The 17,617-nt window shown below is 62.0% G+C and carries 11 protein-coding genes and 1 pseudogene; 10 read left to right on the top strand and 2 right to left on the bottom strand.

All coding sequences use genetic code 11. The features are described from left to right. Window positions 1-3 precede the first annotated feature (3 nt). The 8 genes from BGN91_RS11635 to BGN91_RS11600 all read left to right on the top strand — a co-directional run bounded on the left by BGN91_RS11635 (window position 4) and on the right by BGN91_RS11600 (window position 9,352). Window positions 4-2,139, top strand: coding sequence for a heavy metal translocating P-type ATPase (locus BGN91_RS11635; protein ID WP_292613285.1), 2,136 nt, complete (start codon window positions 4-6; stop codon window positions 2,137-2,139). 5 nt (window positions 2,140-2,144) lie between these two features. Beyond that, complete coding sequence (locus BGN91_RS11630; RefSeq protein ID WP_292613283.1) at window positions 2,145-2,258, top strand: DUF411 domain-containing protein; 114 nt, start codon at window positions 2,145-2,147, stop codon at window positions 2,256-2,258. Window positions 2,259-2,383: 125 nt separating this feature from the next. Further along, window positions 2,384-2,749 carry a hypothetical protein gene (locus BGN91_RS11625; protein WP_292613281.1) on the top strand — a complete coding sequence of 122 codons (366 nt, stop codon included), beginning with the start codon at window positions 2,384-2,386 and terminating at the stop codon, window positions 2,747-2,749. Window positions 2,750-2,851: 102 nt separating this feature from the next. Continuing rightward, complete coding sequence (locus BGN91_RS11620) at window positions 2,852-3,259, top strand: FixH family protein (RefSeq protein WP_292613279.1); 408 nt, start codon at window positions 2,852-2,854, stop codon at window positions 3,257-3,259. Then, window positions 3,256-4,707, top strand: a complete 1,452-nt coding sequence (locus tag BGN91_RS11615; RefSeq protein WP_292613277.1) for an efflux RND transporter periplasmic adaptor subunit — start codon at window positions 3,256-3,258, stop codon at window positions 4,705-4,707. Before BGN91_RS11620 ends, BGN91_RS11615 begins: the two co-directional genes overlap by 4 nt. After that, window positions 4,704-7,889, top strand: a complete 3,186-nt coding sequence (locus BGN91_RS11610; RefSeq protein WP_292613275.1) for a CusA/CzcA family heavy metal efflux RND transporter — start codon at window positions 4,704-4,706, stop codon at window positions 7,887-7,889. Before BGN91_RS11615 ends, BGN91_RS11610 begins: the two co-directional genes overlap by 4 nt. Before the next feature lie 480 nt (window positions 7,890-8,369). Next, a complete protein-coding gene (locus BGN91_RS11605; protein WP_292613273.1) occupies window positions 8,370-8,729 on the top strand; it encodes a hypothetical protein in 360 nt (119 codons plus the stop codon). Between the two features lie 11 nt (window positions 8,730-8,740). Then, window positions 8,741-9,352 carry a class I SAM-dependent methyltransferase gene (locus BGN91_RS11600; RefSeq protein ID WP_292613271.1) on the top strand — a complete coding sequence of 204 codons (612 nt, stop codon included), beginning with the start codon at window positions 8,741-8,743 and terminating at the stop codon, window positions 9,350-9,352. A gap of 182 nt (window positions 9,353-9,534) precedes the next feature. Here BGN91_RS11600 and BGN91_RS11595 read toward each other — a convergent pair. Both BGN91_RS11595 and BGN91_RS11590 read right to left on the bottom strand, forming a co-directional pair. Next, window positions 9,535-9,651: pseudogene (locus BGN91_RS11595) on the bottom strand (PilZ domain-containing protein); the annotation flags it as partial. 687 nt (window positions 9,652-10,338) lie between these two features. Continuing rightward, window positions 10,339-10,512, bottom strand: a complete 174-nt coding sequence (locus BGN91_RS11590; RefSeq protein WP_292613269.1) for a hypothetical protein — start codon at window positions 10,510-10,512, stop codon at window positions 10,339-10,341. A 570-nt stretch (window positions 10,513-11,082) separates the two neighbouring features. On the opposite strand from BGN91_RS11590, the gene BGN91_RS11580 reads away from it, so the two are divergent. Both BGN91_RS11580 and BGN91_RS11575 read left to right on the top strand, forming a co-directional pair. After that, window positions 11,083-16,983 (top strand): DUF3320 domain-containing protein, encoded by a 5,901-nt coding sequence (locus tag BGN91_RS11580; protein WP_292613267.1) that lies wholly within the window; start codon window positions 11,083-11,085, stop codon window positions 16,981-16,983. A gap of 97 nt (window positions 16,984-17,080) precedes the next feature. After that, window positions 17,081-17,248 (top strand): hypothetical protein, encoded by a 168-nt coding sequence (locus tag BGN91_RS11575; RefSeq protein ID WP_292613265.1) that lies wholly within the window; start codon window positions 17,081-17,083, stop codon window positions 17,246-17,248. Window positions 17,249-17,617 lie beyond the last annotated feature (369 nt).

Here is a 17,617-nt window from a genome sequence, read left to right as displayed (position 1 = left end):
CCCATGGCTTCTACCATCTCTTTGAAATTGCGTGTTGAAGGCATGGATTGCGGCGCCTGTGCCCTAAAAATCGAGACCGCGATGACGCGCCTGCCGGGTGTCAGCGATATCGACGTCAACTACAGCCTGCAGTCGCTTTCGCTGGTGGTCGATGAAGACCGCACCTCTCGGCAAGCGATCGAAGCCAAGATCAGGGCGCTTGGATACGCACTATTGGATCCGTCTAAGTCGGCCACTTCCGGGCCGCACATTGATGTTCGTGAGGCGACGAATCTCACCTGGTGGTCGTCGTCGATAGGGCGGCTGGTAATCGGCACCGGCGCCTTGCTGATACTTGCTTTTGCCGTGTCGTATGTCGAACCGAGCTGGTCACACGGTGCCTACATCGCTGCGGCGCTGGTCGGCTTGGTCCCGATCAGCCGGCGCGCGATCGTCGGCGCGTTGTCGGGCACGCTGTTTAGCATTGAGATGCTGATGTCGATCGCCACGATCGGTGCTGTCGTGATCGGCCAAGCAGGCGAGGCTGCTGTCGTCGTGTTCCTGTTTGCGGTGGGCGAGTTGCTGGAGGGTGTCGCGGCCGGCCGCGTGCGTGCTGGCATCGAATCCATGATCGATCTCGTGCCGCGCACGGCGCTCCGCCAAAGCGGCTCGAATGTCGAGACGGTGCCCGTGGGAGATCTGGTCATCGGCGACACCGTGATTGTGCGTCCCGGTGATCGTGTGCCCTCGGACGGAACAGTGATCCAAGGCACATCGGAGGTCAACGAGGCGCCAGTGACCGGTGAATCGGTCCCGGTCAGCAAGGGGCCAGGCGCGACGATCTACGCCGGTAGCATCAATGCCAATGGCGGGCTGCGCGTCGAGATCACGCGGACGGCCGCCGACAACACGATTGCCCGCATCGTGCATATGGTGGAGGAGGCACAGGGTTCGAAGGCACCGATAGCTCGCTTCATCGATCGCTTCAGCCAGTGGTACACGCCGGCGGCCATGGCCGTATCGGCGCTCGTCGTCCTCGTCCCTCCGCTGCTGACTGGCGCTGACTGGTTCACCTGGATCTACCGCGGATTGGCAGTGCTGTTGATCGCCTGTCCCTGCGCGTTGGTGATCTCCACTCCGGCCGCAATCGCGTCTGGCTTGGCAAGCGGCGCGCGGCGCGGCCTCCTCGTCAAAGGGGGCGCTGCTTTAGAGATGCTCGGCAAGGTCAGAACTGTTGCTTTCGACAAGACCGGCACGCTGACGGTCGGCCGACCTCAGGTCACCGACGTCATTGCGGTCGAGGGGAGCAAAGATGACGTCCTGGCAAAATCCGCTGCCGTTGAGCGCAGCTCTAGCCATCCGCTCGGGATAGCCATCGTCGCCGAGGCCGAAAAGCAGGGTCTCGAGATCCCCAAAGCCTTCGGCGGCGGGATCGCGACCCCCGGCAAGGCGATGATGGCCCGCCTCAAGTCCGGCTTCGTTTCGGTCGAGTCGCCCCGCCATGCCGCAGAGCAAGGCGCGGTGCCGAAGGATGTAAAGAACCAGATCGAAGTCCTCGAAGGCCAAGGGAAGACCGTCGTTGTGGTTTGCGAGAGTCAGCATCTGATTGGACTGATCGCGCTGCGCGACGAGCCGCGTCCTGACGCCGCTGATGGCCTTGCGAAGCTACGCACGCTCGGCGTTCGTGCTGTGATGCTGACGGGTGATAACGCTCGGACTGCGGCTGCAATCGGTGGTGCCCTGGGGCTTGAGACTAGGGCCGATCTGCTGCCTTACGCCAAGCTCGCCGCGATTGCAGCTTATCAGAACGACGGTCCGATCGCCATGGTGGGAGACGGCATCAACGACGCGCCTGCTCTTGCGGCTTCGTCGGTAGGTGTTGCCATGGGGAGCGGTACGGATATCGCATTGGAGACCGCGGATGCAGCCCTGCTGAAGAACCGCGTCGGCGGCGTCGCCGAACTGATCGTGCTATCGCGGGCGACCCTTTTCAACATCTGGCAGAACATCGCGCTGGCGATCGGGCTCAAAAGCGTTTTTCTCATCACCACACTGTTCGGCGCGACACCACTCTGGATGGCGATCTTAGCTGATACGGGAGCGACGGTGCTCGTGACGGCGAACGCTTTGCGGTTGCTGACGCACGGTTCCTCCAAATAGCGAGAGTGGTTCTTTCTTCGTGCCGCCGTCAATCTCCTTCACCGGGCGCCGCGGCCGATCTGGCCGCGTGCCATACAGTGGTGGGCGGCTACGTTCTTGAGGGACACGTACCGGCGTAGGCGGTGCGGGCGGGCAAGGAAGCAATCGGCTGACCGTTTTGGAAAGTTAACCATCCGGCGCCCGGCTCGCGCATTTGTGAACCGGGGCACTTTCCAGCATTCCGTCCCTGTGAGAGTGTGATGCCATGAATGCTCGCCGATTCCTCAGGTTCCTGCTCGCGGTCCTTGTGACCGCGGGACTGACGGTCGCGCCGCTGGTGACACCGGCGGCGACGGGACATTCGATGGGCGCGATGCAGATGGCAGACGCGCAAGGCATGCTGAACGATATGCCGTGCTGCGCCGACGCGCAGGACCACAAGGCCATGGACTGCGGCTCGTGTCCATTCATCGCACTCTGCATGCTAACGGTCACCATGCCGACTCCACACGGCGCCGCCGCGCTGCTCGATCGCGATTTCGTACGTAGCGCATTCGCGCTGCCTGACGATCTGCTGATCGATGGGCTCGGTGAACATCCTCCGGATCACCCGCCTCGAACCATCGTCTGACCGGCGCTCGGGCGTCGGAACGTTGACGCGCGGCTGTCGAGGCTGGGCGCGTCGTCGTATGCCGCTACCGCGGTGCATCAGACATTTCGAGGAAAAGAAATCATGAAGACTAGCACTGCCGCGCGTGCGGTCGCCGCCGCGCTGATCGGCGTTTCGGTCATGGGGGCACCGAAGCTCGCATTCGCCGATATCAATGACTACGAATTCCAGCTCGTCGAGCCGACCGTCCAGGCCGGCGCCGACAGGATCGTTACGGTCAGGCTGATGAACAAGAAGACCGGTAAGCCCGTGTCAGACGCTGTCATCTTCGCGAGCCGCTTGGATATGGCTCCGGACGGCATGCAGGAGATGGTCACCAAGGTGACCTCGGTGCCGAGCACGGAGCGGGGGACTTACCGCTTCAAGGCCAACTTCGGCATGGCGGGTCGTTGGCAGTTGTCGCTCGGCGCCAAAGTGCAGGGTGAGACCGGCAGCGTCGAAAGCAAGCTCGTCGTCACGGCGCAGCAATGAAACGCGCCGTCGCCATGGGCGCGGCCGCTGCGATTTGCGCAGCGGCCGGCGCCGCTTTGCTTGAGAGGGCACCCCCGTGGGCAAAGCCGTTCGCTGGAACGGCCACGTCGTCGGCCGGCGCATCGGAGGGTGGCGCGACGATCTACTACCAGGATCCGGACGGGAAACCGTTCTACTCGCTGACGCCGAAGAGAACGCCGGACGGACGCGCCTGGCGCGCGGTGCCGGCCAACGCGGACCTCAGTTTCGACGAATCCGAGGAGTCCGCGGCGCAGACCAAAGCCGCCGACGCCACGGCCGAGCGCAAGATCAAATACTACCGGAATCCGATGGGCCTGCCGGACACCTCGCCGGTGCCGAAAAAGGATTCGATGGGGATGGACTACGTCCCCGTCTACGAAGGCGAGGATACCGACGACGGCTCCGTCAAGCTCTCGCCGGGCAAGATCCAACGCACGGGTGTCAGAACTGAGCCCGTGGTGAGGCGGTCCATCACATCGCTGATCCGAGCACCCGGCACGATCCAGGAGGACGAGCGGCGCGTCTCGGTGGTCGCGCTGCGCTTTGAGGGATTTGTCGAGAGCGTGGCCAACGTCACGACCGGGGATCACGTTCACAAAGGGCAGGTGCTGATGAACGTGTATAGTCCGGCACTCTCCAATGCCGCCGCGGATTATCTTTCCGCCATCAAGGCAGGCGTAACGGGAAAGGAGTGGAAGGGCGCTCGTCGGAGATTGGAGAACCTGGATGCTCCCGATCCGGCCATCAGGGAACTTGAGCGCACCCGCGAAATCTCGCTCTCCATTCCCTGGCTCGCGCCGCAGGATGGTGACATCGTCGAACGCAATGCAGTGAACGGGATGCGGGCGGCTCCCGGCGACGTGCTGTTCAGGATTTCCGATCACCGTGTCGTCTGGGTCCTCATTGATATCGCGGAGCGCGATCTCAGCCAGGTCTCGGTCGGAACGAAGGTGACGATCAAACCTCGGGGTTTGGGCGGCAGGACTTTTACGGGGACCGTGGCGCTCATCTACCCGCACCTGAACGCCCAGACCCGCACGGCGCGCATCCGCGTCGAGCTTGCCAATCCGGACGAAGTGCTGCGGCCGGAGATGTACGTCGACACGGAAATCGAAACCGGCCCGCCGGAGCCGGTGCTGGCCATGCCGGAGAGCGCCGTTCTCAACGACGGTACGCATCAGGCTGTCTTGGTCGATAAGGGCGAAGGCCGTTTCGAGCCGCGCCAGGTCAAACTCGGCCGTCATGGCGGCGGCTACATCGAGATCACCGACGGCGTCAGAGAAGGAGAAGCGGTCGTCACGTCGGCCAACTTCCTGATCGATGCCGAGAGCAATCTGAAGGCGGCATTGCAGGGCTTTGGGGAGTTGGACGCGCTGCCGCCGGCAGCGACATCGGGCGTTGCGAAGAACATGGGAGAACACCGATGATTTCCCGTGTCATCGCCTGGTCTGCACGCAACCTGCTGCTGGTTCTGTTCGGCGCTGGCTTTGCAACTGCGGCCGGAATCTACGCGCTGATCCATCTGCCGCTCGATGCCATCCCCGATCTCTCCGACACGCAGGTCATCATCTATACCGAGGACCCGGGGCAGGCGCCGCAGGTGATCGAGGATCAAGTTACCTATCCGCTCGCGACCGCCATGCTCACGGTGCCGAAATCCAAGGTGGTACGCGGCTTCTCGTTCTTCGGCGTCTCGTTCGTCTATGTGATTTTCGAGGACGGCACCGATATCTACTGGGCGCGTTCGCGGGTCCTCGAATTCCTGAACAGCGCTTCGTCACGGCTGCCTGCGGGCGTGGCGCCGACCATCGGTCCGGACGCGACCGGCGTCGGCTGGGTCTACCAATACGCAGTGGTCTCTAAGAAGCTGAACCTGGCCGACACGCGGACGATCCAGGACTGGAACCTCAAGTTCGCGTTGGCGAAGGCCGAAGGCGTCGCGGAAGTCGCCAGCGTCGGCGGCTTTGTCAAGCAATACAACGTCATTCTCGATCCGCAGCGGATGCGCAATCTCGGTATCACCACAGCGAAGATTCGGGATGCTGTCCGCGCCAGCAACGCCGACGTCGGCGGGCGCACAGTCGAGCTGTCCGAGTTCGAGTACGTCATCCGCGGCAAGGGCTATCTGAAGAGCATCAACGACCTCGGCAATATCGTCCTCAAGAATGACGGCGGCACACCGGTCTTGCTGCAGGACGTCGCCAGGGTCGAACTTGGGCCGGACGAGCGGCGCGGCATCACTGAGCTTAACGGAGAGGGAGAAGTCGCGGGCGGCGTTGTCCTGCAACGTTTCGGGCTCAACGCGCTGGATGTAATTGAGAACGTCAAGAAGCGTTTCGAAGAGATTGCGTCTAGTCTGCCCAAATCGGTCGAAATCGTGCCGGTCTATGACCGGTCAAGCCTGATTTACGCCGCCATCGATACCCTAAGACACACGCTGGTCGAGGAAAGCCTTGTCGTCGCACTGGTCTGCGTCATCTTCCTGCTGCACGTCCGCAGCGCACTCGTCGCTATCCTGATGCTGCCGGTCGGCGTGTTGATGGCGTTCGGCGCGATGAAGCTGCTGGGGATCGGCTCCAATATCATGAGCCTCGGCGGTATCGCCATCGCGATCGGCGCCATGGTGGACGCTGCGATCGTCATGATCGAGAACGCTCACAAGCGCCTTGAGCGCGCGGGCCCAGGCAAATCGCGGATTGCAATCTTGATCGACGCCGCCTCCGAGGTCGGACCGGCGCTGTTCTTCAGCCTCTTGATCATCACGGTCTCCTTCATGCCGATCTTCACGCTGGAATCGCAGGAAGGTCGTCTGTTCAGCCCGCTCGCCTTCACCAAGACGTTCGCGATGGCGGCGGCGGCGCTGCTGTCGGTCACGCTGGTGCCGGCGCTGATGGTGATCTTTGTCCGTGGGCGTATCGTTCCGGAGCACAGAAATCCCATCAATCGGTTCCTGATTTGGATCTACCGTCCCGTTATCAAGGGCGTTTTGCAGGCGAAGAGACTCGTCATCCTGCTCGCAATCGCTGCGCTCGCTGCCACCATCTGGCCAGCGCGACAGCTTGGCACCGAATTTATGCCGAACCTGAATGAAGGCACATTGCTCTATATGCCGACAACGCTGCCCGGCATATCCGTGACCAAGGCCGCCGAGTTGATGCAGATGCAGGACCGGATCATCAAGTCTTTTCCGGAAGTGGCGTCCGTCTATGGCAAAGCTGGTCGGGCCTCGACGGCAACCGATCCGGCGCCGACGGAAATGTTCGAGACCATAGTCAACCTCAAGCCGAAGCAGCAGTGGCGGCCCGGTGTCACCATCGACAGTTTGATCGCGGAGATGGACAAGGAGCTGCAATTTCCAGGGGTCTCCAATGCCTGGACCATGCCGATCAAGGCGCGCATCGATATGCTCTCGACCGGCATCCGCACGCCGGTCGGTGTCAAGGTGATTGGGACCGACCTCGTCGAAATCGACCGGCTGTCCAAGCAGATCGAACGCGTGCTGAAATCCGTCCCGGGCACATCGTCGGCTTACGCTGAGCGGACTCTCGGCGGCTATTATCTCGAAATCACGCCCGACCGGGCCGCGCTCGCGCGCTACGGCATCATGGTCCAGGACGTCCAGGACACGATTGCGGCCGCGCTTGGCGGACAGACGGTGACGACGACGGTCGAGGGCCGCCAGCGCTTCACGGTCAACATGCGCTATCCACGCGATCTCAGGGATAGCCCGAAGAACATCGCGAGCGATATTCTTGTTTCCATGCCGGCGGGCGGGGCCGTGCCGCTCGGCGAGGTCGCCACGGTCGAGTTGACGCGCGGGCCGAACACGATCCGAACCGAAAACGGGCAGCTTGCGAACTACGTCTACGTCGATATCCGCGACCGCGACCTTGGCGGCTACGTCGCCGATGCGCAGCGGGCGGTGCAGGCCAGCATCCAGTTTCCGTCCGGCTACTACGTGGTCTGGAGCGGCCAGTACGAGTATCTGCAGCGGGCCGAAGCCCGTCTGAAAATCGTTGTGCCGGCGACGCTGCTGATCATCTTCCTCTTATTGTACCTCAATTTCAGGTCAGTCACCGAGACCATGATCGTCATGCTGTCGCTGCCGTTCGCGCTGCTCGGCGGGCTCTGGCTGATGTGGTGGCTCAACTTCAATCTCTCGGTCGCCGTTGCCGTCGGCTTCATCGCGCTCGCCGGCGTCGCCGCCGAGACCGGCGTCGTGATGCTGATCTATCTCAACCAGGCGCTTGCGGAGATCAGGGAGCGCCGCGCCGCCGAGAGGCGGATGCTGACCCGTGAGGATCTGCGGGATGCTATAATGGAGGGTGCGGTCGAGCGCGTCCGGCCGAAGATGATGACGGTCGTCGCCATCCTGGCCGGACTGCTGCCGATTATGTGGAGCACCGGCACCGGGTCCGAGATCATGCAGCGCATCGCGGTGCCGATGATCGGCGGCATGATTTCCTCGACATTGCTTACCTTGATCGTGATCCCGGCGATCTTCGGGCTGGTCAAGGGCTTTAGGTTGCCGCCCGCCGCTAGACCACAACCGCTCTCCACGGCCAAGGCAACTATAACGAAACTCCGAATCCCGGAGCCGGCCGAATGAGGTGAGCCATGATGCAGGACATGATCTCAGGAATGATGGGCGCATGGGGCTGATCGCGGTTCTGGTCGTCATCGTTCTGGTCCTGGGGGCCGCAGCTTTAATCAAATACCTGTTCTTCTCAGGGCGAGGAGATTGAGCATGCATCGCATTCTACTTGCGGCGCTGGACTGTCCGCCTCGCTTCCTCGGCGCGCGCGCAGCAGGACAGTGGAGCTCGCATGGAGCAGAATGTTCGCGTCTGTGCAGCATGTCACTCGGTCGAGCCCGACCGCAACCTGACGGGGCCAAGTCTTGCAAACCTCTGGGGGAGGAAGGCCGGAAGCTTGCCGAGCTTCGAGCGCTATTCCGATGCGCTGAAAGCTTCAGGCGTCATTTGGGACGACCGCTCGCTCGATGCCTGGTTGACCGATCCTGCCCGCATGGTGCCGCACAACGAGATGCCCTTCAGGGGATCAAGGACTCACGCGTTCGCGCGGATCTGTTGGCATTCCTCAAGGAGACCACCAAGCCGGGGGCTGTGCCGAAGCGAACCGCCGAAAACCGCATGAACGGGAAGAGCGGCATGATGGGTGGCGGTCGCATCCCCAATCTGAAGAATCCGGATCCCGCGCAGCACGTGACTGGCATCACCCACTGCCGGGACACCTATCGCGTGACCACGGCCGACGGCAAGACCCGTCACTTCTGGGAGCGCAATCTGCGGCTGAAGACGGATTCCAGCAAAGACGGTCCGCAAAGCGGTACGCCGGCATTGCTACCTGCTGGCATGATGGGCGACCGGGCGGATGTGATCTTTGCCGAGCCCGCGGAGATCAGCAAGATGATCGAAGCACGATGCTAGGAGATGTGCACATGGGATTCTACAACGACGTCATTCTTCCGCGCCTTTGCGACCTTGCGATGCGCAACAAGGAACTTGCGCCCTACCGGGAGCGCGCGACCCGTGCGGCAAGGGGCCGGGTGCTCGAGATCGGCATCGGATCCGGTCGCAACCTGCCGTTCTACGGGGCCACGGTGAAGCAGGTTGTGGGGCTTGAACCCGGTCCAAAGCTTCTCGAGATGGCGCGGCACGCTCCACATCCGGAAACTTCTGTTGAGTTTTTTGAAGCTTCGGCCGAGGCGATTCCGCTCGAGGGCCGCAGCATCGACACGGTCGTGACGACCTGGACCATGTGCAGCATCCCGGATGTCGATCGCGCCATGATGGAGGCGCGGCGGGTGCTGAGACCGGGCGGAAAGCTAATCTTCGTCGAGCACGGCCGCGCGCCCGAACCGGGCGTTCGCTGGTGGAAGGACCGCCTGACCCCCGCGTGGAAGCGCATCTCGGGCGGTTGTCATCTCAATCGGGACATTGCTGACGTCCTGACCAGGAACGGCTTTTGCATCGAAGAGCTGCGTACCGGATATATGAATGGGCTGAAGCCTATGACCTTCATGTACGAGGGGCAGGCGAGCCCTCGTTGACGCTTCGGGCGCGAGCACCGCATCTGTCCCGAGATTGGGTAACTCACGCAGCAGAGCATTGATCATCGCGATCGATAGATCCATCTTTCTTGGCGCCATACGACGTAACCGTGACGACAGACTTGGCGGGTCGGTATCCTCAGCACGATTTCGTGAGAAATGCCGAGTGGGCTCGCGACCTAGATAGAGGCACCAGCGGCAGTTATGTTGCGCACGGTGCAATCAATTCCACCGCCGCCGAACTCGATCGTTCCGGCCTTGAAGATGCGCAGACGTGGTTCTGAACGGCGATCATCCATGTGGATGCATTTGCTGCAGACTTCTTTGAACTCGATGAAAATGGACGTCAAAACCTCACGGTTATCGGAAATGAATAGCTAACCGTGTCCTATAGCTGGGTGACGCCGGTGCTGCCGGAGGTGCCAGCGCCGGCCTTGCGCAACGTGCGCAGCTTGCGGCCATCTGGCAAAGTAATCGGATCGTCGAAGCGGGGCGACCAGTTGGTCATGCGAAGAGGTCGACACCGGATTGCGTCAGCCTCACATAAGTTCCGCGTTCGTGCATCCAGAGCCAGCCGAGCGATGGCGCATTCGCCGGATCTTCGACGATGAAGAGCCGGATCTCCGCCGCGTCCCGATGTTGCGAAACTATTTCGGAGCGTATGAGCCGATTGATACGGCGATTGCTCATCTGAAGGCGCGCGGATTGGTGACTCCTAGGACGAAGCCGTTCGGCAAATCACCGGCGAAGAAGTCCGCGAAGGGCACCACTCTTATTGGGGGGCGAGGCGCATTTGACATCGCGCTAAGTCGAAAAAGACCCCCTCGACTCCTTCGCGCTCGCGCTCGGGCGCCAGAATCGACGCTCTGGAAGATTGCAAGCCCCGGCGAGCCGGGTTTGGAACCGCATTCCCGATAAGATGCGCGATCAGATCATCGAGCTGGCGCTGAACGAACCGGAGCTGTCGCCTCGGGAGTTGGCTTTCACTAGAAGGAATCGGCGAGGGCGATTTCTTTTTTAAGCTCCTCAATGCGGCGCTCGGCCTCCTCATGGGTGAGGCAGGGTTCGAACATCCGTTCCTGATAGGCTTCGAAGGCAAGTGTTCGAAGGGTCAGGGCCTGACTCGGGCTCATGGTCAGTTGTTCGGGCAGACGGGACATTCTCTGTGGCTCCCCTTCATTCTGGGCTTGAAAGATGTTCACGATTTGTCCTTATATCATGGATACCAATCAAGCCCGACTGAAACAGAACATCGCCCGGATTCGCCGGGATTCTCGGCTGCGGCCGTGTCTTCGGGAGAAACGCCGGGCGGGCGAATCCTGCCGGGCGGCGAGGGCGCATTCCCAGGCGTGCGGATCGCCGGGATCGATCATCCAGCCGTGCTCCTCGCATTCGCGGGTCGCGCCGGCCTTTAGTGCACCGAGGTCGCCTAGCACTGCAGCGTCCGGATCGCACCTCGATTCGAAATCGTATCCTTCCCCATCCACAGAGCTGATGCCCTCGCCAAGCCGCTGGCGGACGGTTCATTCATCGCGACGGCGCTACTGATCTGCGGACAGTCGAGCCGTGGGAACGAGCGCGATTGGGGCGGCGGTGCGGATTTGCAAAACCGCTCGTTCGCCGCGCGCGGGCTGGGCCGACGATCCCAAAATTGCTAAACTCGATACCGGAATCGAGAGATCTGACCGTCATCCAAAGGAAACAACCGCGACAGCCGGGGGGCATTGTCGGTGAAAATCACGTGTACGGCGGCTGACAATGTCAACATCGCCTTCTACCAAAATGCGGTCCCGATCATTCGCGAGCTCGCTATCGAAAACGATGGAGAGGGCGAAGTCAGCGAAATTTCGGTGCATCTTGCCTCCGAGCCGGCATTCGTCACGCCGGGTGTCTGGCGCATCCAAAGCATTGCCGGAGGGGCTACCCACCATATCCGTAGCCTCGACCTGAAGCTGGATTCGACGTTCCTAGCTGCTGTCAACGCCTCCAGGCGTGCGGACATCCGCATGCAGGTAGACGTCAAGGGGCAGACAGCGGCCAAACTCACCGTAGAGGTCAACCTGCTGCCGCCCTCCCATTGGGGGGGCGTCAATGCGGCTCCGGAGTTGCTGGCCGCTTTTGTCAGGCCGACAGACCCGAGCGTCGACGTGATCCTCCGCGAGGCTTCCGGAAAGCTTGCGGCCGCCGGACGCGACGACGCCATGGACGGCTATCGGAAAAAGAGGAAAGCACGCGCCTGGGAGATGGCGGACGCGATATGGACGGCGCTGGTGTCGCATTCCATCGCGTACGTGCTTCCACCGAAGAGCTTCGAACGTTCAGGCCAGCAAATTCGCAGCCCCAGCGACATCCTGACCCGCAAGGTCGGGACCTGTCTCGATCTGACGCTGCTATACGCTTCCTGTCTCGAGCAGGCGGGGCTCAACCCTGTCCTGGCGCTCACCGAGGGCCATGCCTTCGTCGGCCTGTGGCTGGTGGACGAAGACTTCTCGAGCCTCGCCGTCGACGACCCCCAGATGCTGCGCAAGCGCGTGCAGCTGGAAGAGATGGTGATGGTCGAGACGACGCTGCTAACGGGCGTACATCCCGGGCGTTTCCGGCAGGCCGTTGAGAGCGGGCGCAAACTAATCGCGGAGGACGCCTCATCGCCTTTCGAGCTGGCCATCGACGTGAGGCGGGCTAGGGCCGCCAAGATCAAGCCGCTCGACCTCAGCGGCGCCGCGGATCCAGCGATCACGCCGGCGACACAGCCGGCGACGGCCCAGGAGGTTGGCGAAGTACCGCTATTCGAGGAGGAGCTCGACAAGCGCCGCGAGCCGGCGAGCGAGAAGACGCTAGATCGGCTTGAGACCTGGAAACGCAACCTCCTCGACCTGAGTCTGAGGAACAGGCTGTTGAACTTCAAGGATACCAAGTCGACCATCGGCATTGAATGCCCGGATGCCGCAATGCTCGAGGGCGGGCTCGCCGAGGGCGGCCGGTTCAAGCTGCTAGGCAGAGCGACTGTGCTCGACGGCAGCGATGGGCGGGATACCACGCTTATGGCCCAACGGCAGGACGAGGATGCCCGCAAGGATTTCCTCAAAGAGGCAATGGGACGGGGCGATCTGCATACGACCGTTGCTGATACGGACATCGAAGGACGGCTGACCGAGCTCTATCGGGCTTCCAGGCTGGCGTTCGAGGAGGGTGGGGCCAACATTTTGTACCTAGTCCTCGGGTTCCTGAAGTGGACCCCGCAAGATGGCGCCGGTCCCTATCGCGCCCCGCTGATTTTGATCCCGGTGCAGCTTGAGCGGAAGAGTGTGCGTTCGGGCTTCCGCCTTGCGCTGCACGAGGATGAGACCCGCTTTAATCCCACGCTCCTGCAAATGCTCAAGCAGGATTTCGACCTCTCGCTGCCAGAGCTTGAGGGTGAACTGCCGCAGGACGTAGACGGTATCGATGTCGCCGGGATTTGGCGCACGATCCGTCGACACGTGAAGAACATCAAGGGCTGGGAGGTAACCGAGCAGGTCGTGCTCGCCACCCTTTCGTTCACCAAATACCTCATGTGGAAGGACTTGGTCGACAGGACGGACCTCCTCAAGCGCAATCCGGTGGTCCGGCATCTAATCGACACGCCGACACACACATACGAGGGCACTGACGGGGCTTTCGTGGCCGCCGAAAACATCGACCACACAGTCGATCCGGCCGAACTTTTCACGCCTCTTTCGGCCGATTCCTCCCAGGTTTCGGCTGTGCTGGCTGCCCAGCGCGGCGGTGACTTTGTCCTGTTCGGGCCGCCCGGTACCGGCAAGAGCCAGACCATCGCGAACATGATCACAAATTGTCTGGCGCATGGTAGGACCGTTCTGTTCGTCTCGCAGAAGACTGCGGCGCTGGAGGTGGTGAGACAGCGCATGCAGACCATCGGTCTCGGCAACTATTGTCTCGAGGTCCACTCCACGAAGGCGCAGAAATCGAACGTCCTGGAGCAGCTCGCAACCGCCTGGCGCGAGCGCAATCTGGTCACCGAGGAGCACTGGGATGCGGCCGCCGGCGAACTGAAGCGCCGTCGCGACCAGCTCAACAAGCTGGTATCCGCGCTGCACCGCCGGCGGTCCAACGGCATGACCGCCTACGAGGCGTTCGGACGCGTGATCGCCGACCGTGACGAGGTGCTAGAGGTAGAGTTGACCTGGCCCGCCGGAACGGTCCATTCGGCTGAAAACCTTGCGCGCATGCGAGAGATTTGCGCTGACATCCGCACCGCCCTGGAAGCCGTCGGAGACCCGTCCGAGCACCCGCTTCGTGGCATCGAACAGACGAGATGGAGCCCCGCCTGGACGCAATCGTTCCTGCAATTGATTGATCGCCTGCACGCAGAACTCGACGCGGTGAGAGCCGCAAGCGAGGAGCTGGCTTCCTCCATCGGTCTCGCGGAATGCGATGACGGCTTAATGCCGCAGATGGTCAAGGTCGCGTCCCTGATGCTGCACGCTGACGCGCCCGATGGCGCCCTGTTACTTACGGCAGAGGCTCCGGAGCGCGTCCGAGCTCTTCGGGATCTTGCCGACGCGGTTAGCCGGCTGAACGGCAAGATCACGGAGCTTTCGGTTCGCTACGATATCAAGGCCGCCACGCTCGATTTGCGCGCCCTGCAGACGGATTGGACGAAGGCCTGCGCGTCGAACGTTCTGGTGCGAAGCGGCCGGAAGAAGAAAATCAGACTTGCTCTTAAAGACTACTGTCAGGGCAACGTCCCGGACGACATCGGCCGCGATCTCGTCGTGCTGCAGGACATCTCCAGCCTCCTGCACGAGCTCAAGGAACTGAAGCGGCGTTTCGGCGGCCTAGAACGCCTTTGGCGCGGTCACGAAACCGACGTTGCTCACGTTGAGGGCCTGATCGGATGGGCGGCCCGCATGCGGGACGCGGTGGAAGCGCTTCCGTTGGAAGGCATGTCCTCCGACCGGCTGCTTGCTCACGTCGCGACGCTGCTCGAGCGTGAGCCGCAGCGCTTCCGGCCGGGCGGCCAGGTCAAGCGGGCTTTCGACAGCATGCAGCAAGGCTTCCCGAGGATGCACGCCACCGCAAAAGAGCTCGGCGCCTGCATCGGACTGGAAGATCCGGACGACCTCATCAGCATCGAGCGAAGCTGGATCGACGATTTGCGTGAGCGCACGGCGCGCTGGAAGGCAAACGTCATAAAGGCCCCGCAATGGGCGGCGTGGCGAGAAACTGCGCATTCCGCGGCATCTAGGGGGCTGGCGCCGCTGATCGAGTCCGCGGAAGTAGGCAGTATCGACGCGCACAATCTCTCGCGCGCTTTCGAATACGCTTATGCAAAGTGGGTTGCCGAGACGATCGTCAACGAGGACGAGGTTCTCAGCGGCTTCCTGGCGGTGAAACACGAAGCCGCGATCGAGGCCTTCGTCGCCGCCGACCGGACGGTGTCTGACCTTGCAAGGCAGATCGTGAAGGCGCGGATCGGCGCCGCGGTCCCCACCCAGACTAATTTCGGCAAGGACGTCGAGTGGGGGTGTCTCGCGCGCGAGATCAACAAAAAAGCGCGGCACATGCCGCTGCGCCAGCTTTTCGGGCGAATCCCGAACGTGCTCACCCAGCTTGCGCCCTGCGTGATGATGAGCCCGCTCTCGATCGCGCAGTACCTACCCGCCGAGGCCAAGCCATTCGATGTGGTGATCTTCGACGAGGCCTCCCAGATTCCGGTTTGGGACGCCATCGGCGCCATTGCCCGCGGCAGCCAGGTGGTGATCGTAGGCGATCCGGAGCAGTTGCCGCCGACGAACGTTGGCCAGCGTGGGGTCGACGAGGACGACGACGGCTCCACGGTCCAGAGCCAGCAAAGCATCCTTGACGAGTGCCTGGCATCAAACATCCCGAGCATGCGCCTGACGTGGCACTATAGGAGCCGCCACGAGAGCCTGATCGCGTTCTCGAACGCCAAATACTATCGCGGTGAACTGACGACATTCCCGTCGCCGGTCACCCGCGATACGGCCGTCCGCTACGTCAACGTCGAAGGTGGCATCTACGAACGCGGCGGAGCCAAGGTGAACCGCAAGGAAGCCGAAACCGTCGTGGCGGAGGTGGTGCGGCGCATGCGCTCGTCGGACCAGTCGATCGGCGTCGTGACGTTCAATGGCGAACAGCAGCGCCTGATCGAAAACCTGCTCGACCAGGCAAGGCGGGCCGATCCCGCGCTGGAAGCGCATTTCGATCGCAATCAGACCAGAGAGCCGATCCTCGTCAAGAACATCGAAAACGTGCAGGGCGACGAACGCGACGTGATCATCTTTTCCGTCGCGGTCGGACCCGATAGCACCGGCAGGGTGACCGCCCAGATCTCGTCATTGAACGGAGAGGGCGGTCACCGGCGCCTGAACGTCGCTATCACTCGCGCGCGACGGGAGCTGCTCGTATTCGCGACCTTGAGGCCCGAGCAGATCGATCTCGGGCGCACGAACGCCAAAGGCGTCGTCGATTTCAAACACTTCCTGGAATTCGCCCAGAACGGCGCCTGTGCCATCGCGGAAGCTTTCTCACCGACCGGACGAAGCACCGACTCCCCGTTCGAGGACGCAGTCAAGCGCAAGCTGGAAAATGAGCTATGGGAGGTCCACCCGCAGGTCGGGGTCTCATTCTTCAGGATCGACCTTGGCATTGTGCATCCCGATTTTCCGGGGCGATACCTCGCGGGCGTCGAATGCGATGGCGCCGCCTATCACCGCTCGGCCACGGCACGCGATCGCGACCGTCTGCGGGAGATGGTGCTCACCGGCCTCGGCTGGTGTATCCGGCGCGTCTGGAGCACCGATTGGTGGATGGATCCGGATGCAGCCGCCCAGAAGCTGCACGAACGCCTGATGGCGGATCTGGAAGCTGACCGGGCATCACGGCAGGCCACTGGCTCGGGTGGGGAAATCGGGACGACCGAAGATTTCCCGGCGACTAGTGAGCCGAAAGAGGCAGAATCCGCGCCCGAACCCTATCCTCCCGTTCCGGCCAGCGATGCCCGTCCGGAGCGTGAGAAGGCCCGTCAATATGCCCGTGGACCCGAGCAGATCGAGGTCACCACAAGATTAGACGATCCAGCCTTAGATTTGCGAAAGCAGGAGCTTTCGGACAGAAATGGAGCGGATGCGACGGTCGATTTTTCCGATCTGTATCGGCCAGACCGGGATCGGTTCTACGAGCCAGATTATCGCAAGCATCTCAGGCAGATGGTCGACCAGCTCGTTCAATGCGAAGGGCCGATCTACTTCGACGTCATTGTTGAGCGCATCGCCCGCGCTCACGGCTTCCAGCGCTCCGGTGAGACGGTACAGCGGATTATCAAGTCCGCTCTGGGTCGGCATCGCTATCCATCGTCGAAGGACGTTGATCGTGAAGTCATTTGGCCGAGAGAGGCAATCGTCGAGAAGATCCCATACCGCGGCACCATGGGACGCGATCACAGCGACATCCCTCTGCTCGAGCTCGCTGGTCTCGTCGACGTCTTGCGCACTAAGGGGCTCGATGACAGTGAGGAGATCGTCCGCGCCATGAAGGATCACTTCGGCTTGGCGCGGCTCGCGATGCCCACACGACAGCGTTTCGAGCTCGCCGTGCAAGCCTCCTGAAGCCGGCTCAGAGAAGCCATAGCAGATGCCTAGCAAAGGCGTTAGATCATTCGCGGACAAGCTCGCTGCAGAACTTCGCGGAAAGCATCACGTGTTCATGGAAGTGGTCGACACAGTCGTCAACGTGAACCGGCTAGGCAACCAGGTGATGATCGACCCCGAATTCCTGACCGAAAAGGCCCGCGACGCGATCGTTGCGATCGACCCATATCGCAAGGGCTTCGACGTGTTCAAATCCGAGCTGATCGCTGTAAACTGGCGTTGAACAAAGCCCCTTGAAGCTACGGCGCTAACCCCTTGCGACAAGTAACGGAATCTAATCGGCGCGGGGTCACGATCGGCGCCGATCATGACCCCACGCCGATTAGCTTTTTTCGATTGTCTTTATGGCGTTACTGCCGGCACCTGCAGCGATCTGACCCCTGTGCCGATTCACACCTATGGCCGCTGGACGATCCAGGGGCCTTCCCTGGGATATGCTGCGCCGCTGTCGAAGCCATACAGCGCCCTGTAGCATCAGACGAAGATGGAGACCCACAAATCGCGTGTGCGCCGATAGTTTCGTTAGCTACCGCCACATCCCGCGCATGCGGGCGCCGATGTCGACGCGCGTTACCGGCGCCCGCGCCCGTGC

This window comes from Nitrobacter sp. 62-13 (assembly GCF_001896955.1).
Lineage (GTDB): Bacteria > Pseudomonadota > Alphaproteobacteria > Rhizobiales > Xanthobacteraceae > Nitrobacter.
This window is presented reverse-complemented; position numbering and strand designations above follow the sequence as displayed.